Genomic DNA, 20,595 nt, shown 5'->3' on the forward strand with positions numbered 1-20,595 from the left:
GATCGATCAACTGGCCTCCGGCCGAAGAGACATGCCCTGAGCCCCTTGCGCCGGACGGTTCCCGTGTAGTCCGCTGATCCGCATGGGAAAGAGGAGCATTGCCGCAATGACCGCCGCCCTCGTCGCGGGGGCCCTTTTGACGGGCGTACCGAATGCCGGTGCGCAAGCCGCCGACGGTTCGTCGCCCAGTGGGTCATCCAGCGGATCATCCGGTGGGTCATCCGGCGAGCCATCGCTCACACCCGGCGTCGACCTGGACACCGTCACGATCCCGCAGTTACAGGCACGCATGGCGAACGGTTCGCTGACCTCGGCGTCGCTGACCCGGGCCTATCTGCGGCGGATCGAGAAGGTGGATCCCAAGATTCACTCGGTGCTGCGCACCAGCCCGACTGCCCTGCGGGAAGCGGCCGCCAGCGACGCCAGGCACCGGAGCGGCAAGACCCTCGGGCCGCTGGACGGCATCCCCGTCCTGCTCAAGGACAATGTGAACACCCGTGACATGCCGACGACGGCCGGGTCGCTCGCGCTCGCCGGGAGCCCGCCCGACACCGATGCCGAGCTGGTGACCCGGCTGCGGAAGGCAGGGGCGGTGATCCTCGGCAAGACCAACCTGTCCGAATGGGCCAACTTCCGCAGTGCCAAGCCGACTTCGGGATGGTCGGCGGTGGGCGGTCAGACCAACAACCCCTACGTCCTCGACCGCAACCCGTGCGGTTCCTCCTCCGGCTCGGCCGCCGCGCTCGCCGCGTCGCTGTCGCAGGTGGCGATCGGCACCGAGACGGACGGCTCCATCGTGTGCCCGGCCGGGATGAACGGCGTGGTCGGCCACAAGCCGAGCCTCGGCCTGGTCAGCCAGTCTGGCGTGGTGCCGATCTCCGCCGAGCAGGACACGGCAGGGCCCATGGCGCGCAACGTCATCGACACCGCGCTCACGTTCTCGGTGCTGAACGAGGGCAAGGCCGAGGAGACGGCGGCGGACCACGGCGGCAGCCTCCGCGGCAAGCGGATCGGCCTGTGGCGCCTGCCCTCGCTGGGACCCGACGTGGACGCGCTGATGACCCGCACGGCGAAGAAGCTGCGCAAGGCCGGAGCCGTGGTCGTCGAGGTGACGCCCCCGTACCAGGCGCGGCTCGCCGAGCTCGAATTCCCGGCGCTGCTCAGCGAGTTCCACCGGGACATCGACGCCTACCTCGGCACGCGCAAGGGCCCCAAGGACCTCGCCGAGCTGATCGAGTTCAACCGCTCCCACCCCGAGGAGCAGAGCTGTTTCGCCGGCCAGGAACTCTTCGAGCAGGCACTCGCCGCGCCGTCCACCTCTGACCCCAAGTACCTGGCCATGCGTGCCGAGTTGAAGGACCTCTCCCGGCGCTCCATCGACGAGACCATGGCCGACCGTCACCTGGACGCCATCGCCTCGCCGACGAACCCGCCCGCCTGGACGACCGACTGCGCGCGCGGCGACAACGACGTCATCCCGTCCTCCACGCCGGCGGCCGTCTCCGGATATCCGTCCCTCTCGGTGCCCGCGGGGTCCGTGGGCGAACTGCCGGTCGGCGTGCTCCTGATGGCCGGTGACCGTCAGGACGCCGAGCTCCTGTCCCTCGGGGCCGCGGTGGAGAAGCGGCTGAAGGCCTGGCGGGCACCGCGCTACCTGCCGACGGTCGGGTCCGGCGCGCAGCGCTGAACAAGCCGAACAAGGGGTTCGGCACCCACCTGTGACCGACCGAGCGCGCCGTCCGTCATATGACGACGGACGGCGCGCCGGGCCTCGGCCCTTTCAGTCCTTCCGCCAGAAGAGGTGGTGCGTCACGCCGCTCGGGCTGGGCACGACGTCGAGGTGGAAGCGGTCGAGCAGCTCGTCCGGGGACTTCCACAGGCGGACCCCGGATCCGAGCTTCGTCGGTGAGACCGCCACGTGCAGGGTGTCGACGAGGTCGGCGTCGAGGAACTGCCGGATGGTGGTGGCCCCGCCGCCGAGCCGTACGTCCTTGCCGTCCGCGGCCTCTCTGGCCTGCTGGAGCACCGTGGCCGGGTCGCCGTCGACGAAGTGGAACGTGGTGTCGGAGAGCGTGAACGACGGGCGTGTGTAGTGGGTCATGACGAACACCGGGGTGTGGAACGGCGGCTCCTCGCCCCACCAGCCCTGCCAGTCGTGGTTCTCCCAGGGCCCCCGCTGGGGCCCGAACTTGTTGCGGCCCATGATCTCGGCGCCGATGTTGTGTGCGAAGTCCCGTGTGAGGTAGTCGTCCAGGCCGCGGCTGCCCCCGGGGTCGGTGCGGTTGGGCCAGCTCGCCGTGGCCCCTGCCCAGGTGAACATGGTGCCGGGATCGGCGTGGCCGAAGGGCCGCTCCAGGCTCTGGCCCTCCCCGGCGCCGAATCCGTCGGACGAGACGGTGAAGTTCTGGACTTTCAGCAGCTGACCCATGGGTGTCCTTCCGCGTTGCGTTGACAGCAGTGAGACTGCCCGTCCGGGGAAAACTCATCGCTGCGGGGACCGAAGGGATCCCCCGTTCAGCGCGGAGCCTGCGCACCACCGGCCGAGGGTGCATACGATCGGCGGGCGGTCCGGCTGTCCGGGTGCCGCGTCCGGGGGGATCGGGATTCCGGGACGAAAGGCGGCGGCCATGCCGAAGAACCCCTCACACGCCACCCGCGAGGACGCGGCAGGCGACGGGCCCGAACCCGAGGGGAAGCCCGTCCGGTCCGACTACCGTCACCCGGCCGCCGGGTGGGGCGCCGCCAAGAGCGTGGGCGAAGTCATCTGGCGTTCCCGCGAGCCGGTGACCGCGCTGCGCGCGATGCCGGTGATGAACCACCCCGGCAAGGGGTACGACTGCCCCGGCTGCGCCTGGCCCGACGACTACAAGGGCCTCACGCTCGACCTGTGCGAGAACGGCATCGAGCACTCGACGTGGGAGATGACGCACAAGCGCGCGGGACGCGAGTTCTTCGCGGCGCACACCGTCGCCGAGCTGCGCACCTGGAGCGACTTCGCGCTGGAGGACCAGGGGCGCCTGACCGAGCCGATGGTGTACGAGGCGGAATCCGACCGCTACGTGCCCATTTCCTGGAGCGACGCGTCTTCCTCACGCCGTCCGGCAGGGCCGAGTTCTCCCTCGCCCCGCTGAACGCCCCCGCGCCGCCCGCCGGGCTGCTCACCCTGGCCACGGTCCGCTCCCACGACCAGTGGAACACCACGATCTACTCCGACAACGACCGCTACCGCGGGGTGGAGAACCTCCGCACGCTGCTGTTCATGAACGCCGCCGACATGCGGGAGCGCGGCCTGGTGGACATGGACGAGGTGGACATCACCTCTCTCGCGAAGGACGGCTCACGCCGTACGGTGCGCCGCTACCGGGCGATCGCGTACGACGTGCCGAAGGGCTGCGCGGTCGGCTACATGCCGGAGCTCAACGTGCCGTGTCCGGCGGGGGACTTCAGCCCGCAGAGCGACCAGCCGCTGATGAAGCACCTCACGGTGGAGGTGGTGGGCTCAGGTCAGGCCTGAGGCCCGGCCGTCGGCCGGAGCGCGCTTGCCAGGCGGTCGATGGAGGCGTCGTCGACGGGCGTCGTCCCCGTGAGGGTGCCGACCAGCGCCTGCGCGAGGACTGTCGCGCTGCTGATCCGGGTGTCCTCGCGCTCGTCGCCGGTGACCTTGCCGATCACGGCGTCGCGTACGGACTGCGAGATGTCCAGGCCCCCGAACAGCTCGGGGAAGGACAGCGCCATCAGGCACACGCCCACGTTGGCGGAGAGGATCGACTGCCCGGCGAGCTCGGGGGACGTGCGCAGTCGGCCTGCCTCGCGGCAGCGCTCCACGGCGGACAGGAGCAGGGCCTGCGCCTCCTTGATCGCCTGCGGCTTGGCGTCCCCGGTGGGCGTGAACATCAGCCGGTACAGGTGGGGGTTGCGGAGCGCGAACGCGACATGGCTGTCCCAGGCCGTGCGCAGGTCCGCCACCGGGTCGTCGGTGAGCGGATTGCGCCGCTTGTTGGCGAGGAAGCGTTCGAAGCCGAGGTCGGCGACCGCGGTCAGGAGCCCCTGTTTGTCGCCGAACTGGCGGTAAATCTCGGGCATGCCGACCTTGGCCCGGTCGCAGATGGCCCGGGTCGAGATCGCCAGTGCGTCCTTGGTGGCGAGCAGTTCGGCGGTGGCTTCCAGGATGCGCTCTCGTGCCGTCGACATGGCATCCACGATAGCAGCGCTAACAGATCTGACCTGGACGTATCCGGAGTGAAGAGGGTATCGCGACGGATTGGCGTTATCGATGATTACGCAATGTGTTAGCGTTCAAAACGTCCTGGGGGTGCGCCGGACTCAACCACCCCGAGGCGTCTGACCGTTCGTCCGTATCGGCGTACGTCCCCAGTCGGCGTACGTCCTGAGAGAACCGGTATTGCTCATGAACCGTTCGACGTTCCTCCGTGCCGCCTCGGCCGCCGTCGCCGCCACCGCGAGCGTGGCCCTGCTCGCCGCCTGTGGCGGCGGTGACGGCGACGACGCCAAGCCCGCGCAGGCCGCGGGAAACGCGAAGACCGAGCCGAAGGGGGGCGCCGAGGCCTCCGGCACCGAGGCGTTCACCGCCACGCACGTCGGCGGGCCGACCACGGTCCTGGAGATCGGCGGCGCGCGCTTCCTGCTCGACCCGACCTTCGACGCTCCGAAGAAGTACAAGAGCGGCCTGGAGAAGAAGCAGGGGCCCGCGTTCGGCCCGGAGAAGCTCGGCAGGATCGACGCCGTCCTGCTCTCGCACGACCAGCACGACGACAACCTCGACGACAAGGGCCGCGCGCTGCTCAAGGGCATGCCCGTCGTGCTCTCCACGCCGGGCGCGCACAAGCGCCTCGGCGATCACGTCACGGGCATGCGGAGCTGGACCTCCCAGGAGGTGAAGACCTCGGGCGGCGCCATCAAGGTCACCGCGGTGCCCGCGCTGCACGGCCCCGACGAGGTGGACCGCGGCGCGGACGGCGAGGTCACCGGGTTCGTGCTCAGCGGCAAGGGCGTCCCCACCACCTACATCTCGGGCGACAATGCCTCGGTGAAGGTCGCCGAGAAGGTCGGCGACCGCGTGAAGAAGGAGATCGGCCCCATCGACACGGCCGTCCTCTTCGCCGGTGCCGCCCGCACCCCCGCGATCCTCGACAACGCCCCGTTGACCCTCACGTCGAAGAACGCGGCCAAGGTGGCGAAGGACCTCGACCCCCGCAAGGTGGTCGCGGTGCACACCGACAGCTGGAACATCTACTCCGAGGACATGAAGTCCCTGGTGAAGGCGTTCAAGAAGCGGGGCGTCGACGACAAGCTCGTCGACCTGCGGCCGGGCGGCGAGAAGAAGGACCTGTCGTAGCGGGGCGGGGCGCTTGGCGGGGTGTGCCTGTGGGCTCGTTCGCAGACCTCTGCCCCTGTTCAGGCACAGGTCACCTTCGCTTCGCGCCCCGTTAACATAGACGTACTTCTATCTATTGGGTCGGTTGCGGCCAACGGCCGTCTGGCAGCCCGAAGTTGACGGGCCGAAAGATAGAAGGTGCGTCGTGGATCGTGTGCGCAAGGGACTGGCGGGGCTCTCGGCCATCGGGCTGACGGCGGTGACGCTCGCGGGCTGCGGCGGGGGTGACGGCGGCAGCGGGGACGGGCTTTCGGGCACCGTGAAGGTGGACGGGTCCTCGACTGTCGCCCCGCTGTCCACGGCCGCCGCCGAGCTGTTCGGCGAGGACGAGCCGAACGTCCGCGTCACGGTGGGAACTTCGGGCACCGGAGGCGGCTTCGAGAAGTTCTGCAAGGGTGAGACCGACATCTCCGACGCCTCCCGGCCCATCAAGGACGAGGAGAAGAAGGCCTGCGCGGAAAACAAGATCACGTACGACGAATTCATGGTGGCCAACGACGCGTTGACCGTCGTCGTGCCCAAGACGAACGACTGGGCCGAGTGCCTGACGACCGCTCAGCTCAAGAAGATCTGGGAGCCCGGATCCGAGGTCGACAACTGGAACCAGATCGACTCGGACTTCCCCGACCAGCCCCTGAAGCTGTTCGGTGCGGGCACCGACTCCGGCACCTTCGACTACTTCACCGAGAAGATCAACGGCGCGGAGGGCAAGTCCCGCACCGACTACAGCCCCAGCGAGGACGACAACGTCACCGTGCAGGGCGTGGCCGGCTCCAGGGGCGGCCTCGGGTACTTCGGTTACTCCTACTTCGAGGAGAACACCGACAGGCTCAAGGCCCTGAAGATCGACGGCGGCGACGGCTGCGTCGCGCCCAGCGTGAAGGCCGCACAGGACAGCACGTACAAGCCGCTCTCGCGGCCGCTGTTCATCTACCCCTCGAAGAAGTCCCTGGAGCGGGACGAGGCCGAGGCGTTCGTCGAGTACTACGTCGAGAACAACGCCGAGGTCGCCGAGGACGCCAGGTTCATTCCGCTCAACAGCGAGCAGGAGAAGGAACTCAAGGCCACCTTCGACAAGTTCAAGAGCGGCAAGGAGTAGTCCGTGCCCGCCCGGAAGAGGGAGGCCGTCCCGGACGCGGGCGGGAGCCCGCGCCTGGGACGCTCCCGCCCCCGCCACGGCGAGCGCGTCATCCGGATCGGCCTGATCGCCGCCGCGCTCGTCTCCATCGCCACCACCATCGGCATCGTCGTCTCGCTGATCGAGCCGAGCGTCCGCTTCTTCGGCGAGGTCTCCGCCAAGGAGTTCTTCACCGGCACACAGTGGACACCGCTCTTCGAACCCGCCCGATACGGCGTGCTCCCGCTGGTCGCCGCCACCCTGCTGATCACAGTGATCGCCCTGCTCGTCGCGCTGCCGCTGGGCCTGGCGAGCGCGATCTACCTCTCCGAGTACGCGACGCCACGCACCCGCGGCGTCCTCAAACCGGCGCTCGAACTCCTCGCGGGCATCCCGACCGTCGTCTTCGGCTTCTTCGCCTTGAAGTTCCTCACCCCGCGCCTGCAGGGCATCTGGCCGTGGGGCGAGGGCCCCGACATCTTCAACGCCCTCTCCGCGGGCCTGGTGATGGGCATGATGATCATCCCGACGATCGCGTCGCTCTCCGAGGACGCCCTCTCCGCGGTGCCCCACTCGCTGCGTGACGGCGCGTACGCGATGGGGGCGAGCAAGCGCGTCGTCGCGACGACCGTCGTGGTGCCCGCGGCCCTCTCCGGCATCGTCGCCGCGTTCGTCCTCGGGGTCTCCCGCGCGGTCGGCGAGACGATGATCGTCGCCATCGCCTCGGGCAACCGGCCCAACCTGACGTGGAATCCGCTGGAGGCCATGCAGACCATGACGGGCTTCATCGCCCAGGCCGCGAGCGGCGACGTGCCGGTGGGAACCGTGGACTACCACACCCTCTTCGCCGTCGGGCTGCTCCTGTTCACGCTGACGTTCGCGATGAACGCCGTCTCCATCCGGCTGGTCCGCCGCTTCCGGGAGGTGTACGAATGACCGCCCCCACGCCCGTCATGACCGAGCCCGTGCCACCCACACCACTGGGCCACAGGCGTCGCCGCCCCGCCGACACCGCCTTCCGTCTCGTCCTGCTCGCCTCCCTCGCGATCGCGCTGATCTTCCTGGCCGTGCTCATCGGGTACGTCATCCACGAAGGCGTGAGCCGTCTGGACAGCCGCCTGTGGAGCAACTTCCCCTCGATCCGCCACCCGGAGCGGGCCGGCGCGCAGTCCGCGATCTGGGGCTCGGTGTGGGTGGTGGGCCTGACGGGTGCGCTGTGCCTGCCGGTCGGTGTGGCGGCGGCCATCCACCTGGAGGAGTACGCGGACCCCACCCGCTGGTACAACCGCTGGCTGGAGCTGAACATCCAGAACCTCGCCGCCGTGCCCTCGGTCGTCTACGGCATCCTCGGGCTCGGCCTGATCGCCCGCGGCATGGGCCTGGGCACCACCATCCTCACCGCGTCCCTGACCCTCGCGCTGCTCGTGCTGCCCGTCGTGATCATCGCCTCGCGGGAGGCGATCAGGGCCGTGCCGAACTCCATCCGGCTCGGCTCGCTCGCCCTCGGCGCGACCAAGTGGCAGACCGTGTGGCGCCAGGTTCTGCCCGCGGCCCTGCCCGGCATCGCCACCGGGTCGATCCTCGCCCTGTCGCGCGCCATGGGCGAGGCCGCGCCGCTGCTGCTGCTCGGCGGACTCACGTACGTCGCGTTCAACCCGGACGGCATCAACTCCGCGTTCACCGTCCTGCCCATCCAGATCTTCAACTGGACCAGCCAGTCCCGCGAGGAGTTCGCGGCGCTCGCCGCCGCGGCCATCGTCGCCCTGCTCGTGCTGCTGCTCGCGATGAACTCCCTCGCCATCTTCATCCGCAACAAGTACGGAAAGCGCTGGTGACCCCGCCATGTCCGGAACGGCCCTGAACGACGCGGCCCGCGTCGACTTCGCGCCGAGCGGCTCCGTCTTCGACCTCAAGGACCTCTCCGTCTTCTACGGCGACTACGAAGCCGTGCGCGAGGTGAACCTCGCCGTCCGACAGCGTCAGATCACCGCCCTCATCGGCCCCTCCGGCTGCGGCAAGTCGACGGTGATCCGCTGCCTCAACCGCATGAACGACCTCATCCCCGGCGCGCGCGTCGCGGGCAAGGTCGCCTACCACGGCGAGGACCTGTACGCCGAGCACGTCGACCCCATCGAGGTCCGGCGCCGCATCGGCATGGTCTTCCAGAAGCCGAACCCCTTCCCCAAGTCCGTCTACGACAACGTCGCCTACGGCCCGCGCGTGAACGGCGAGCGCCGTCGCGCCGCCCTCGACGACATCGTCGAGAAGGCCCTCAGGGACGCCGCCCTGTGGGACGAGGTCAAGGACAAGCTGGGCGGCAGCGCGCTCGCCCTCTCCGGCGGACAGCAGCAGCGGCTGTGCATCGCCCGCACCATCGCCGTACGCCCCGAGGTGATCCTGATGGACGAGCCCTGCTCGGCGCTCGACCCCATCGCCACGGCCAAGATCGAGGACCTGATGGCGACGCTGACCGCGCAGTTCACCATCGTCATCGTCACGCACAACATGCAGCAGGCGGCCCGTGTCTCGCACCGCACCGCCTTCTTCACCGCCGACGTCGACGGCAAGGGCGAGCGGCACGGGCGGCTCGTCGAGGTCGACGACACCGAGAAGATCTTCGAAGGGCCCAGCGACCAGCGGACCGAGGACTACATCTCCGGCCGGTTCGGATGACGTCATGGCCTCCGAAGCGGGCGCCGAAGCGGAAACCGAAGCAGAGCGGGGGCGGCGCGAGAAGGAGAAGGAGCCCGGCGCCTTCCCGAGGCTCCTCGTCGCCGACCGCGACCGGCAGCTCCTCTCACGGGTCCAGCACGAACTGGCGGACAAGGCCGTGGAGATCACCGTCTGCCAGACCCTGCCGGAGCTTCTGGTGGAGGCCGCCGCCACACGACCCGACACGGTCCTGCTGGACATCGGCCTGCCCGGCGGTGAACTCCCCTCCACCGTGCGCCTGTTGAGCCGTCGTCTCGACCTGTCGGTGGTGCTGGCCGCGGGGCCCGACCAGGGGGAAGAGATCTCGCTGGGCCTCGCCGCGGGAGCCGCCGCGTGCCTGCCCCGCCCTTATGGCCCCCTCGACCTGCTGCGCCTGGCCACCGCGGGCATCACGTCGGCCGCCCCGCAGCCGCTCCTCGTGACGTCCGTGCCCTTGCGGGCGGGGGATCTCGAACTCGATCCGGTCGGCTACCAGTTCCGCCGTCACGGCACCGCGACGATGCTGCCGCTGCGCGAATTCCAGCTCCTTGCCTGCCTCATGGCCAGGCCCAACCAGGTCGTCAGCCGCGAGGCCCTGCTCGACCAGGTCTGGGGCAGTTCCCACGTCCCCGAGAGCAATACGCTCAGCGTCCACATCGGGCGCCTGCGCAAACGCCTGGCCCAGCCTCCCGCCAGCTGCTGCACCATCGACGCGGTGCGCGGGCTCGGCTACCGGCTCGTTTGCCCCTGATCGACCGCACGTTCGTCGCTTCGTAAACTGACCCCGTGGACGATGCAACGGTGAGCGCTGTCAGAGCCTCGGACGATACCTCGGAGAGCACCGTCACCGGCCGTCCCCTCGGCCGTGCGGAGGCCGAGGAGCTGGCGCGTTCCCTCAAAGCGGTCGCCGACCCCACCCGGCTGCAACTCCTGAGCCTGATCGCGTCCGACCCGGCGGGCGAAGCCTGTGTCTGCGACCTCGCCGACACCCTGGAGTTCACCCAGCCGACCGTCAGCCATCACCTGAAGATCCTGGTGGACGCGGGACTCCTGACACGCGAGAAGCGCGGCACCTGGGCCTGGTACGCGATCGTGCCCGAGCGCCTGCGCACCGTAGGAAACCTCCTCACCTGACCATGTCCCCGTTCATGGACAGCCGTCTGTCAGGCTGGAAGTCTGGGGTCATGCCGAACCAGCAGGCACCGGCGGCCGCCACCAGGCGCCCGCCCGCCCGCGGCACCGCACTGGACCGCGCGAAGGCGATCCGCACGGCCGAGGTCCTGGCCGCCCTCGCCGACGCCGACCGACTGCGCCTGTTCAGCCTGCTCGCCACGGCGGGCGCGGGGCAGGTGCGCGTGTGCCGCCTGGTGGAGGCCCTGGGCCCGCACGACCCGGGGCAGTTGGACACCCACCTGGAGCACCTGCGGAAGGCCGGCCTCCTCACGCGCCACGAACACCACGGGCGGATGTACTGCCGCCTCACGGAGGACGGCCGAGCACGCGCAAGGGCCTTGTTCGGCCCCGCCCCTGCGCCCTGCCGGGCCTGAGCCGCCTCGGCACAGCCTCGGCGTGTCAGCGCACTGCGCCCGATGAGGCAGGCGCGGACGGGGCGAACTTCTTGCGCCAGGCCAGGGAGACGTACACGAGGCCGATCAGGACCGGGACTTCGATGAGCGGTCCGACGACACCGGACAGGGCCTGGCCGCTGGTGACCCCGAACGTGGCGATGGCGACCGCGATGGCCAGCTCGAAGTTGTTGCCCGCCGCGGTGAAGGCGAGCGTCGCCGTGCGGTCGTAGGCGAGGCCCAGGCCCTTGCCCAGGAGGAAGGTGCCGAAGAACATGACGGCGAAGTAGACCAGCAGCGGCAGCGCGATACGGACGACGTCCAGCGGCTGCGACGTGATGGTCCTCCCCTGCAGGGCGAAGAGCACGACGATCGTGAAGAGCAGGCCGTGGAGGGCCCAAGGGCCGATGCGGGGAAGGAAGTTGGATTCGTATCTCTCGCGGCCGAGCCTCTGTTCCCCGATGCGGCGGGTGAGGAACCCGGCGAGGAGCGGGACGCCGAGGAAGACGACGACGTTCAGCGCGATCTTCCCCATGGAGATGTCGAGGCGATCGCCGTCGCCGAGGCCGAGCCAGTGGGGGAGCAGGTCGAGGTAGAACCAGCCGAGCAGGCCGAACGCGACGACCTGGAAGACCGAGTTGAGCGCGACCAGCACCGCCGCCGCCTCGCGGTCGCCGCAGGCGAGGTCGTTCCAGATGATGACCATCGCGATGCAGCGGGCGAGGCCGACGACGATGAGGCCGGTGCGGTACTCGGGCAGGTCGGGCAGGAAGATCCAGGCCAGCGCGAACATCACGGCCGGTCCGACGATCCAGTTGACGACGAGCGAGGACGCCATCAGCCTGCGGTCGCCGGTGACGGTGTCGAGCCTGTCGTAGCGGACCTTGGCCAGCACCGGGTACATCATCACCAGCAGGCCCAGCGCGATCGGCAGGGAGACGCCGCCGATCTCGACCTTCGCCAGGACGTCGTCGAGACCGGGGATCAGCCGTCCGAGACCCAGGCCGACGCCCATGGCGACGAGGATCCACACGGCGAGGTAGCGGTCGAGGGTGGAGAGCCGGGAGGCGACCGAGGCCATCAGCAGACCCGCTTCCGGCCGGTCTCGACCGTTGTGCGCGCGGTCTCGGCGAGCTCGCCGAAGGACTCCGCCAGCGCTTCGACGACCTCGGGCCTCAGCCTGTAATAGGTGAAACGGCCGCAGGGCTCCGTGTCCACGATCCCGGCCTCGCGCAGCACGCGCAGGTGGTTGGAGAGGTTCGTCTGCCGTGCGCCGGTCTCCGCCACGAGATGGGTGGTGCACAGGGTCTCGTGGGCGAGCAGGGTCACGATCTGCAGCCGGAGAGGGTCGGCGATGATCCGGATCAGTTCAGCGTTGGCTGATGTCAGCATGAGCTGATACTTTCACATCAGTTGCTGCTGATGCGAATGAGTGTCGGTGGCGTCGATCGTTTTGGTGCGAGACAAGAGAGTCCCCGATGCCCGAGAAGCCCTCAGTCCTGTTCGTCTGCGTCCACAACGCCGGCCGCTCCCAGATGGCCGCCGCCTGGCTGGCGCACCTGGCGGGCGACCGCGTGGAGGTGCGCTCGGCGGGCTCGAATCCGGGCGCGGAAGTTAACCCCGCCGCGGTCGAGGCGATGCGGGAGGTCGGTATCGACATCTCCGCCGAGACCCCGAAGATCCTGACGGTTGACGCGGTCAGGGAGTCGGACGTCTGCATCACGATGGGGTGCGGGGACACCTGCCCCGTCTTCCCCGGCAAGCGCTACCTCGACTGGCGGCTGGAGGACCCGGCGGGCCAGGGCGTCGAGGCGGTCCGCCCGATCCGCGACGAGATCAAGGAACTGGTCGAAGGTCTGATCGCCGAGATCGCTCCGGAGCGGACGGCGTAGCGGCACAGGGGAGTGGGGGGCGTGCGGGGCCGGCTGGTCAGCTGCCCCACAACTCCCGCAGGGCGGTGTTGACCGCCTCCGGCTGTTGCGTGTGCGGGTAGTAGCCGGGGACGCGGACCAGACGGGCGCCCACCGTGTCGGCCACGGCCTCGGCGCAGGCGATCAGCGGTTCGCCCGCGTACGTGCGGTACATCTCGGGCGCGTCCTCCCAGGTTCCGCAGATCACCAGGGTCGGCCAGGGCGCGTCCCGCAGCGGTTCGATGGGCACCACCGCCTCCCAGACCGGGCGTTCGCGCATCGACGTGGCCACGGCGCGCAGCCGCCGCGGAGTGGGGGAGGGCATCGCCATCCCGATGCCCTCCGTGGACGCGCGCAGAAACTGCTCAGGGGTCACCGAATCCGGCAGGCCCTCGCTCTCTCCCACCCGTTGCAGCAGGGCCTTGACGGCTGGGTGACCGGCGGCCGCGGAGAACGCCGAGGGCTGAATCAGCGTCAGGGAGCGTACGAGATCGGGGCGTTGCCCCGCGGCGAGCATGGCCGCCAGGCCTCCGTTGCCGTGCCCGACCAGGTGCGCGCCTCCGTCCTGTCGGGCAAGGACCTCCACCAAGTCCTCGGCGTCGACGTCGAAGTCGCTGCGCTCGGCGTTGTCGGGGCTGTCGCCGTAGCCCCGGCGGTCCATCAGCAACAGGCGGTGACGGTCGGCCAGGGGCCGCTGCGCCGCGAACCCGTACGTGGCATCGCTGCCCCACGTGAAGATGCTGTGCGCGAAGACAGCGGGAACTCCCTCGCCGTCGGTCCGATCCCACACCGTCACGTGTGTCGAGGTCATCAGCGATCATCCTCTCCTCGCGTAGGGCGTCACGACTCTTGATCGGGCGCCCACTTCCCGAACATGTGCTCAACATTGTGTGTCACCCCGGCCGAGCACGGACAATGGTGGAGGTGGGGCAACTCCCACGGGGTATCACGCCCGCGCGGCAACGCACCAAGAGCGCTTGCGCGGGCGGACGTTGGAATCAGAGAAGGGATGCAATGAGCACCGAGACGCTGGAGTTTCAGGCCGAGGCGAGGCAACTCCTGCAGTTGATGGTCCACTCGATCTACTCGAACAAGGACATCTTCCTGCGCGAACTCATCTCCAACGCCTCCGACGCCCTGGACAAACGGCGCCTCGTCGGTCTCGCGGACGACAGCCTTCGGGCCGACGACCTGCACATCGACATCGAGGCGGACAACGACGCCCGCACGCTCACCGTGCGGGACAACGGCATCGGCATGTCGCGCGACGACGTCGTCGGGCTCATCGGCACCATCGCGAGGTCCGGCACGGCCGAGACCCTGCGCCGGATCCGGGAGAGCAAGGAGAACAAGGAAGGCGGTGAATCGGCCGAGCTGATCGGCCAGTTCGGCGTCGGCTTTTACTCCGTCTTCATGGTCGCCGACAAGGTCCGTCTGCTGACGCGCAAGGCCGGCGAGGAGTCGGGCGTGCGCTGGGAGTCCGACGGCGACGGCACCTACACGATCGAGACCGTCGAGGACGCGCCCGAGGGCACGGAGGTCACCGTCCACCTGCGTCCCTCGGACGAAGAGGACGCCCTCTACGACTACGCCGACGACCGCAAGATCCGGGAGATCGTCAAGCGGTACTCGGACTTCATCTCGTTCCCCATCCGCATGGGCGACGAGACGCTCAATTCCATGAAGGCGCTCTGGGCCAGGCCGCGTTCCGAGGTCAAGGACGAGGAGTACCGCGAGTTCTACCGGCACATCAGCCACGACTGGTCTGACCCGCTGGACATCATCCACATGAGGGCGGAAGGCACCTTCGAGTACGAGGCGCTGCTCTTCCTCCCGACACGCGCCCCGCACGACCTCTTCCAGCGCGACGCCCGCCACGGCATCCAGCTGTACGTCAAGCGCGTGTTCATCATGGACGACAGCCGTGAGCTCATGCCGAACCACCTCCGTTTCGTCAAGGGAGTGGTGGACGCCGCCGACCTGTCCCTGAACATCTCCCGCGAGATCCTCCAGCAGGACCGGCACATCCAGCTGATCCGCCGCCGTCTCGCGAAGAAGGTCCACTCGACCATCAAGGACCTGATGAAGGGCGACGCGGAGAAGTACCGCACGTTCTGGCGGGAGTTCGGCGCCGCTGTCAAGGAGGGTCTGCTCGACGGGGCCGAGGACCACAAGGCGATCCTCGACATCGCGTCGTTCGCCTCCACCTCGGGCGACGAGCCCACCACCCTGGCCGACTACGTCACCGGCATGAAGGACGGCCAGGACAAGATCTACTTCATGACCGGCGAAAGCCGCTCGCAGATCGAGAACTCCCCGCACATGGAGGCGTTCAAGGCCAAGGGGTACGAGGTCCTGCTGCTCACCGACCCGGTGGACGACATCTGGGTCGAGCAGGTGCGGGAGTACGACGGCAAGGAGTTCCAGTCCATCGCGCGCGGCGAGGTCGACCTGCCGTCCGACGAGGAGCTCTCGGAGGACGAGTCCGGTGCGTACGCGCCGTTGCTGAGCTGGCTCAAGGAGACCCTGGACGACGTGAAGGACGTACGCCTGACGTCCCGTCTGACCAGCTCCCCGGCCTGCCTGGTCAGTGACTCCGACGGACTGACTCCGGCCCTGGAGAGGATGTACAAGGCGATGGGCCAGGAGCTTCCCCCGGTCAAGCGCATCCTCGAACTGAACCCTGAGCACCCGCTGGTCAGCGGGCTGAGGGCAGCGCACGAACAGCGCGGCGGCTCGGAGGCGAAGACGGATGCGGAGTCGGAGTCGGCTGCGGAGTCGACCGCGGAGTCGAAGGTCGACTCGGACCTGACCGAGACGGCCGAGCTGCTGTACGGCACCGCCCTGCTCGCCGAGGGCGGCGACCTGGGCGACCCGGCACGCTTCGCCAAGCTGCTCGCCGACCGGCTCGCCAGGACCGTGTGAGCGACGCTCCGTCAGGACGTCTCCGCGGCGGGCGGGAGCGTATGTCCGTCGTCGAGACGTCCTGGCGGAGGGGCACGAGGCGCAGCTCGCTCAGCTGCTGTACGGCCAGGTCGGTCCGCCCGTCGGTCGCCGCGAGGGCCGTGAACCCCTTCTCGACCACTGTGGCACGGGAGTTGACCTCGTCGGCGATGCCCAGCCTGTCGAGGAGGGCCGCGAAGGGGACACCGCTCGCACCCGTGCGGGAGTACGCCACGGAGCGCGCAGCCCGCAGCGTGGACGCGTCGAGGACACCGGAGGCGGCCGTGAGGGCGGCGGAGGACTGACCGAGGGGGCCGTCACCTCACGGGTGTTCGCGCAGCCTGTCCCGTCCCTTCCGTGCGGCGGCGCCGTATCCGGGATCGGCTTGAGGGCGGTGGGCCGATGTGCCCGATGCCGTCCTGTGGTGGTACGTCGCGCGATCGATGACCTCGAAGCGGACCACGCCCCACCCGGACAGCTCCGCGGAGGCGAGGTGTTCCTGCCAGAGTCCCAGCGCGTCCGCGGTCGCGTCGCGCAGGTCGCGGGCCTCTCCCCAGTAGCGGACCTCGGCGTGGTCGGTGGCGTAGCGGGCGGCGAGCCCGAAGCCAGGAGAAACACGTGAGTTCGGATCCGGGACCTTTCCTGCCGGTGCACACCGCCGTCGTCCTCTTGATGGCCGCGGTCATCGCCCTGATCGCCGGAGGACTCACCTTCCTCGCCGGCTCCACGGCGGCGGGCGCGGTCCTCGCGGTCCTCACTGGCGGCTGCGTCAGCGTTCCGGCGTTGCGGGGTCTCGTCGGGTAGCCGAACGGTGATCGAAATTTGGTGGATCAGAAGCCTCCGCCCTGCGAGCATCGACTGTTCGACTTCAGACTTCACCTGGCATGGGGGCAGCCCCGCCAAACGAGGGGGCTGTCCGTGCGCAAGGTCGTTCCACTGATGTTCGCTGCCGTGTCGCTCGTCGCCGCGGTGTCCTGCGGCTTCGCGGAGTCCGCCGACGAACCCCTCAAGGCGGCGGCCCTGCGCGACGCGCTGCCCGACTCCGAGGGCCTCCCCGGTTTCACCGCCAAGCCCCAGAGCGAGCCGCTGCTGGAGAAGCAGGACGTCGTCACCGTGGACGAGCCCGCGTGCCGGCCCATAGTCGACGTGATGAGTGTCCGTCCCCGGCACGCGCGCGAGGCGATGGTGTGGGCCACGCTCGACGGCAAGGGTTCGTCGGTCGAGGGGAGTCTGACGCTGTCGAGCCACACTCCTGACGATGCCGAGGCGTGGATGCGCGAGCTGAAGGAGGCCCGCGCCAAGTGCACCGAGTTCAGGGCCACTTCGAAGCGCGGCTGGTCCTACGGATTCACCGTGGACCCACTCCCTCCCGTCTCTGCGGGCGACGACTCCATCGCGTACGTGCTGACCAATGCGGAGGCACCCGACGGCAAGGGCAACAGCGTCACGGTGGTGCGGACCGGAGGCACGTTCGCGACGTACCTCCTCGCGGGAGAGCCGGGCCCGGTGGCGGCCGAAGCCGCCGAGAAGCAGCACGAGGCCTTGCGGCGCGCCGCCGAGTGACCGGAGCCCTTCGTCAGCTCGTGCTGGGTAGAGCGCGTTCGAGGAGGATCTCCGCTGCCGCCCGTGCGTGGCGGCCGTAGTCCGCATCGTCCAGCACCATGGCGCGACTGGCCGCGCCGTCCGCGAGGGTGGCCAGCTGTTCGGCGAGTGCGTCGGGTTCCCGGCAGCCCAGCTCCCTCGCCAACGCGGTGACCAGCTGCACCATCCGCAGCTTCTGCTCGCGCGCGTAGGAGTGGGCCGCGCTCTGCGGGTCGGGGAACTCCGCGGCGGCATCGATGAACGGGCATCCGCGCACCGGAGCCGCATCCGCCGCGGGCTGGTCGAACATGGCGAGGATCCGCTCCCGTGGAGGGATGTCCTCGCGGGTCAGCACGCTCTCCAAGGTGGCGTCGGACGACGCGAGTTCCCGCAGGTGGGCGATGACCAGCTCGTCCTTGGTCCGAAAGTGCGCGTAGAGCGTCCGCTTGGACACCGGCGCCTGCTCCGCGACCTGTTCCATGCCGGTCGCGTTGATCCCCTGTGCCGCGAACAACCGGGTGGCGGCAGCCAGGATGCGCTCCCGGCCTCCGCGTCCCGGCCGTCGAGGTGTCGTAGTCGTCGTGCCCATGACGCAAGTATACGTACGCGTTTACTTCGGCGGGAGTGGCTGTCTAGAGTGGCCTCGCCAAGTAAACGATTGCGTTTACGTATGTCGTCGCTGAGGAGCGCTCCATGAAAAGGCCGGCCCCCATCAACTCCACCGAACTGAGCGGCTCCGCGGAGAAGCTGATACGCGGCCGTCACGCGACCCGCGCCTTCCGCCCCGACCCCGTGCCCGAGGAGACGATGCGCGCGATCTTCTCGCTGGCAGGCGCCGCCCCGTCCAACTCCAACGCGCAGCCGTGGCAGGTGGAGGTGGTGAGCGGCGCACCCCGCGAGCGCCTGGCGAATGCCCTGCAGGCGGCCCACGCCGAGAAGCGCACCTCCGTGGACCTTCCGTACTCCGAGGACATGTACGCGCGAGTGCACCGGATGCGCCGGGCCGCATTCGGAGCCGAGCTGTACGGAGCGCTGGGCATCGGCCCCGACGACGACGCGGCACGTGCGGCCTACGACGCGGAGAGCCTGCGTTTCTACGGCGCGCCCCACGCCGCGTTCCTGTTCGTCACCGGTGACGGCGGCACACGGCTGGCCGCCGACGTCGGCGGCTACCTGCAGACCCTGCTCCTGGCGATGACCGCGTACGGCGTGGACAGCTGCCCGCAGGGACTGCTCAGCTTCTACGCCGACACCGTCCGGGGCGAGCTCGGCATCACCGCGGGCAAGCTGCTCGTCGGCATCTCCTTCGGCTATGCCGACGAGACCGCGCCGGTGAACCGGGTGACGACCGGTCGCGCCGCACTCGACGCGACCACGGCCTTCCACCACTAGCCACCCCTAGGCGGTTCGAGCGTCGGCCGGAGCCTCCCTGGCGGCGAGGAACACCCCGACGGCCACGGTGCACGCCGCCGCCAGACCCGCCAGCGGCACCGCCCAGTGGCCCGCGAAGGTGGCCGCCAGAACCAGTACGGCACCGGCCGGGAGCACGAGGTGCTGGGCGGCGCCGCGCTTGAAGTGGCGGGTGTGCACCAGCCACACCGTGATCATGAACAGCGCGGTGGGGGCGGTCACCGCGAAGGACGCCGCGAGCGTCGAGATGTGGGCGTGGTGCGTGACCTGTTCGACGGCGACCTCGATGCCCGCGCCGATCGCGGCCGCGGAGCCGAAGATCACGTAATGCCCGTAGGCCCACAGGAATGCCTGCCGGTCCGATTCCAGGTACTCGTGGATCGGGGTGGCGAAGTAGATCCAGAACGCGGCGAAGACGATGAGCAGTCCGCCGGCCGCGATCGGCAGCAGTTCGTCGAGGACCGCCGACTCGTCGAGGGCCGACTGGACGGCCACGGTGGCCGCGGCGATGGTCTCGCCGAGCATGATGATCGTGAACAGCCCGTACCGCTCGGCGATGTGATGCGGGTGCCAGGGCGTCTCGTGCGCCCGCTCCGCGAAGGCCGGCACCGCCAGTTCGGCGAGGACCAGCGGCGCGAACCCCCACGTCCATGCGGCGTCCGGCAGCAGAAGCAGCACCACCCAGCCGACCTGTACGAGGACGAGCCCGCCCGCGTAGCGCAAGGTCGCCTGCCGCGCGGCACCGGACTCCCCGCGGGCGGCGCGCAGCCACTGGAAGGTGAGCGCGACGCGCATGATCAGATAGCCGATGACCGCGACCGTGTAGTCGGCGTTCTCGAAGGCGCGCGGGATTCCGGCGGCCAGCACCAGGACGCCGGCGATCTGCACCAGCGTGGCGAGTCGGTAGGGCACGTCGTCGCAGTCGTAGGCGGAGGCGAACCAGGTGAAGTTCACCCAGGCCCACCAGATCGCGAAGAACACGAGGAGGTAGCCGGTGACGCCGTGCCCCGGGTCGCCCTCGGCCACGGCGTGCACCAGGCGAGCTCCCGCCTGCGCCACCGCGACCACGAAGCACAGGTCGAAGAAGAGCTCCAGCGGCGTCGCCGCCCGGTGGGGCTCGTCGCGCCGCCGGGCCCGCATCCGCGACAGGACGGTCACCCGCTGGCCATGGCCCGCCCCTGCGTCGGCCTCCTGGTCCATCACTGTGCCAGCCCTTCTTCCGATCGGCCGTGGACCATCTCAGGTTCACCCACAACCGAGCGCCCCGCAGCCCGCGCATGTGACCAGAACACCTGTCGCGGTTGTCATGACTCGTGCGGACGTCCTCCGGGCGCCCGTCACTGCGACGTGTGGAACTGGGGCAGCGGGCCGGACAAGGAGTGGAAGTACGCCAGCTGCAAGCAGTCGAGCCTGAAGGCCTCGGGCGGGCACAGCAAGAACAAGAAGGACACCGACGCGCTGACCTTCAACTCCGGCTCCTACTGGGTCCACTTCCAGGACCGTGGTGGCAAGAAGTTCGAGCTGAAGAAGGGGGTCTGGACGAAGATCAGGGATACGGAAGTCGCCTCGTGCTCCTGGAGCCAGTCCCTCAAGGCCCCGCTGTGCACGATCTTCTTCGACCCGAGCCCGTTCGACTGAGCGGCCGCACGGCCGAGCGCCGGCGCATCATGCGGACGGGGTCCCACGCGGGCCCCGTCCCTCGCCTCGCTCCGTCGTCCTCCATCGCCGCGTCGCACGCGGTCGGCGCCGCCCGGCGAACCGCCACAGGACGTGGACGACACGGATCACGGCGAGTACGCAGGCCAGCGCGGCCCCCGCGACGAACAAGAAGGTGTCGACCCGGGGAGGCAGGGACCACACCGCGGTCGGCCCCGCGATCGCCCGAACACCACGGCGGCCAGGAAGGCCGCACTGAGCAGCGCATAACAGATCTCGACCGTGATCTCGTCCCGTACGGCCCGGCTGCGCTGTGTTGTCCCCATG

22 protein-coding genes and 3 pseudogenes are annotated in these 20,595 nt (G+C 69.5%); 16 read left to right on the forward strand and 9 right to left on the reverse strand.

Annotated features, from left to right (window positions below):
- The first annotated feature begins 82 nt into the window (after nt 1-82).
- On the forward strand, nt 83-1,687 hold the full coding sequence (locus AB0B50_RS19405; RefSeq protein WP_362332913.1) for an amidase family protein: 1,605 nt from the start codon (nt 83-85) through the stop codon (nt 1,685-1,687).
- Between the two features lie 93 nt (nt 1,688-1,780).
- Here the strand turns inward: AB0B50_RS19405 and AB0B50_RS19410 are convergent, their stop codons facing one another.
- Complete coding sequence (locus tag AB0B50_RS19410; protein WP_362332915.1) at nt 1,781-2,428, reverse strand: dihydrofolate reductase family protein; 648 nt, start codon at nt 2,426-2,428, stop codon at nt 1,781-1,783.
- Nucleotides 2,429-2,627: 199 nt separating this feature from the next.
- Here AB0B50_RS19410 and AB0B50_RS19415 point away from each other — a divergent pair.
- Nucleotides 2,628-3,514 (forward strand): annotated as a pseudogene (locus AB0B50_RS19415) (molybdopterin dinucleotide binding domain-containing protein).
- Here AB0B50_RS19415 and AB0B50_RS19420 read toward each other — a convergent pair.
- Nucleotides 3,505-4,191 carry a TetR/AcrR family transcriptional regulator gene (locus AB0B50_RS19420; protein ID WP_362332918.1) on the reverse strand — a complete coding sequence of 229 codons (687 nt, stop codon included), beginning with the start codon at nt 4,189-4,191 and terminating at the stop codon, nt 3,505-3,507. The pseudogene AB0B50_RS19415 and the gene AB0B50_RS19420 overlap by 10 nt on opposite strands.
- 217 nt (nt 4,192-4,408) lie before the next feature.
- Between AB0B50_RS19420 and AB0B50_RS19425 the strand changes: the two genes are divergently transcribed.
- The 8 genes from AB0B50_RS19425 to AB0B50_RS19460 all read left to right on the forward strand — a co-directional run bounded on the left by AB0B50_RS19425 (nt 4,409) and on the right by AB0B50_RS19460 (nt 10,750).
- Nucleotides 4,409-5,356 (forward strand): MBL fold metallo-hydrolase, encoded by a 948-nt coding sequence (locus AB0B50_RS19425; protein ID WP_362332920.1) that lies wholly within the window; start codon nt 4,409-4,411, stop codon nt 5,354-5,356.
- A gap of 184 nt (nt 5,357-5,540) precedes the next feature.
- Nucleotides 5,541-6,494 (forward strand): PstS family phosphate ABC transporter substrate-binding protein, encoded by a 954-nt coding sequence (locus tag AB0B50_RS19430; protein WP_362332923.1) that lies wholly within the window; start codon nt 5,541-5,543, stop codon nt 6,492-6,494.
- A gap of 3 nt (nt 6,495-6,497) precedes the next feature.
- Nucleotides 6,498-7,448 carry a phosphate ABC transporter permease subunit PstC gene (gene pstC, locus AB0B50_RS19435; protein WP_362332926.1) on the forward strand — a complete coding sequence of 317 codons (951 nt, stop codon included), beginning with the start codon at nt 6,498-6,500 and terminating at the stop codon, nt 7,446-7,448.
- On the forward strand, nt 7,445-8,347 hold the full coding sequence (gene pstA / locus AB0B50_RS19440) for a phosphate ABC transporter permease PstA (protein ID WP_362332929.1): 903 nt from the start codon (nt 7,445-7,447) through the stop codon (nt 8,345-8,347). The genes pstC and pstA overlap by 4 nt, the downstream gene beginning before the upstream one ends.
- A gap of 7 nt (nt 8,348-8,354) precedes the next feature.
- Entirely contained in the window at nt 8,355-9,185 is an 831-nt protein-coding gene (pstB, locus tag AB0B50_RS19445) for a phosphate ABC transporter ATP-binding protein PstB (protein ID WP_362332932.1), read from the forward strand.
- A gap of 4 nt (nt 9,186-9,189) precedes the next feature.
- On the forward strand, nt 9,190-9,954 hold the full coding sequence (locus AB0B50_RS19450; RefSeq protein ID WP_362332934.1) for a response regulator transcription factor: 765 nt from the start codon (nt 9,190-9,192) through the stop codon (nt 9,952-9,954).
- A gap of 50 nt (nt 9,955-10,004) precedes the next feature.
- The gene (locus AB0B50_RS19455; RefSeq protein ID WP_362332937.1) at nt 10,005-10,337 is read left to right on the forward strand and encodes a metalloregulator ArsR/SmtB family transcription factor; all 333 of its coding nucleotides are present in this window, start codon (nt 10,005-10,007) and stop codon (nt 10,335-10,337) included.
- A 50-nt stretch (nt 10,338-10,387) separates the two neighbouring features.
- A complete protein-coding gene (locus AB0B50_RS19460) occupies nt 10,388-10,750 on the forward strand; it encodes a hypothetical protein (protein WP_362332940.1) in 363 nt (120 codons plus the stop codon).
- A 25-nt stretch (nt 10,751-10,775) separates the two neighbouring features.
- On the opposite strand, the gene arsB is transcribed toward AB0B50_RS19460, so the two are convergent.
- Complete coding sequence (gene arsB, locus AB0B50_RS19465; RefSeq protein WP_362332943.1) at nt 10,776-11,849, reverse strand: ACR3 family arsenite efflux transporter; 1,074 nt, start codon at nt 11,847-11,849, stop codon at nt 10,776-10,778.
- Complete coding sequence (locus AB0B50_RS19470) at nt 11,849-12,160, reverse strand: metalloregulator ArsR/SmtB family transcription factor (RefSeq protein WP_362332946.1); 312 nt, start codon at nt 12,158-12,160, stop codon at nt 11,849-11,851. Before AB0B50_RS19470 ends, arsB begins: the two co-directional genes overlap by 1 nt.
- A gap of 86 nt (nt 12,161-12,246) precedes the next feature.
- Between AB0B50_RS19470 and AB0B50_RS19475 the strand changes: the two genes are divergently transcribed.
- Nucleotides 12,247-12,660, forward strand: a complete 414-nt coding sequence (locus AB0B50_RS19475; RefSeq protein WP_362332949.1) for an arsenate reductase ArsC — start codon at nt 12,247-12,249, stop codon at nt 12,658-12,660.
- A 37-nt stretch (nt 12,661-12,697) separates the two neighbouring features.
- Here AB0B50_RS19475 and AB0B50_RS19480 read toward each other — a convergent pair whose 3' ends face one another.
- Nucleotides 12,698-13,489 (reverse strand): alpha/beta fold hydrolase, encoded by a 792-nt coding sequence (locus AB0B50_RS19480; RefSeq protein WP_362332952.1) that lies wholly within the window; start codon nt 13,487-13,489, stop codon nt 12,698-12,700.
- A gap of 203 nt (nt 13,490-13,692) precedes the next feature.
- On the opposite strand from AB0B50_RS19480, the gene htpG reads away from it, so the two are divergent.
- Nucleotides 13,693-15,603 (forward strand): molecular chaperone HtpG, encoded by a 1,911-nt coding sequence (htpG, locus tag AB0B50_RS19485; RefSeq protein WP_362332955.1) that lies wholly within the window; start codon nt 13,693-13,695, stop codon nt 15,601-15,603.
- 340 nt (nt 15,604-15,943) lie between these two features.
- On the opposite strand, the pseudogene AB0B50_RS19490 reads toward htpG, so the two are convergent.
- A pseudogene (locus AB0B50_RS19490) lies at nt 15,944-16,225 on the reverse strand (hypothetical protein); the annotation flags it as partial.
- A gap of 14 nt (nt 16,226-16,239) precedes the next feature.
- On the opposite strand from AB0B50_RS19490, the gene AB0B50_RS19495 reads away from it, so the two are divergent.
- Nucleotides 16,240-16,425: a hypothetical protein gene (locus AB0B50_RS19495; RefSeq protein WP_362332958.1), complete on the forward strand. Its 186-nt coding sequence runs from the start codon at nt 16,240-16,242 to the stop codon at nt 16,423-16,425.
- Between the two features lie 135 nt (nt 16,426-16,560).
- On the forward strand, nt 16,561-17,184 hold the full coding sequence (locus AB0B50_RS19500; RefSeq protein ID WP_362332961.1) for a hypothetical protein: 624 nt from the start codon (nt 16,561-16,563) through the stop codon (nt 17,182-17,184).
- Nucleotides 17,185-17,197: 13 nt separating this feature from the next.
- On the opposite strand, the gene AB0B50_RS19505 is transcribed toward AB0B50_RS19500, so the two are convergent.
- Nucleotides 17,198-17,791, reverse strand: a complete 594-nt coding sequence (locus tag AB0B50_RS19505; protein ID WP_362332964.1) for a helix-turn-helix domain-containing protein — start codon at nt 17,789-17,791, stop codon at nt 17,198-17,200.
- A 104-nt stretch (nt 17,792-17,895) separates the two neighbouring features.
- Between AB0B50_RS19505 and AB0B50_RS19510 the strand changes: the two genes are divergently transcribed.
- Complete coding sequence (locus AB0B50_RS19510) at nt 17,896-18,594, forward strand: nitroreductase (RefSeq protein ID WP_362332967.1); 699 nt, start codon at nt 17,896-17,898, stop codon at nt 18,592-18,594.
- Nucleotides 18,595-18,600: 6 nt separating this feature from the next.
- Here AB0B50_RS19510 and AB0B50_RS19515 read toward each other — a convergent pair whose 3' ends face one another.
- Nucleotides 18,601-19,812, reverse strand: coding sequence for a low temperature requirement protein A (locus tag AB0B50_RS19515; RefSeq protein WP_362332969.1), 1,212 nt, complete (start codon nt 19,810-19,812; stop codon nt 18,601-18,603).
- A gap of 147 nt (nt 19,813-19,959) precedes the next feature.
- Here AB0B50_RS19515 and AB0B50_RS19520 point away from each other — a divergent pair, with 147 nt between their 5' ends.
- Nucleotides 19,960-20,250 (forward strand): hypothetical protein, encoded by a 291-nt coding sequence (locus AB0B50_RS19520; protein WP_362332971.1) that lies wholly within the window; start codon nt 19,960-19,962, stop codon nt 20,248-20,250.
- 27 nt (nt 20,251-20,277) lie between these two features.
- Here AB0B50_RS19520 and AB0B50_RS19525 read toward each other — a convergent pair.
- Nucleotides 20,278-20,594 (reverse strand): annotated as a pseudogene (locus tag AB0B50_RS19525) (DUF6332 family protein).
- Nucleotide 20,595 lies beyond the last annotated feature (1 nt).

This window comes from Streptomyces sp. NPDC041068, from assembly GCF_040647455.1.
Taxonomy (GTDB): Bacteria; Actinomycetota; Actinomycetes; order Streptomycetales; family Streptomycetaceae; genus Streptomyces.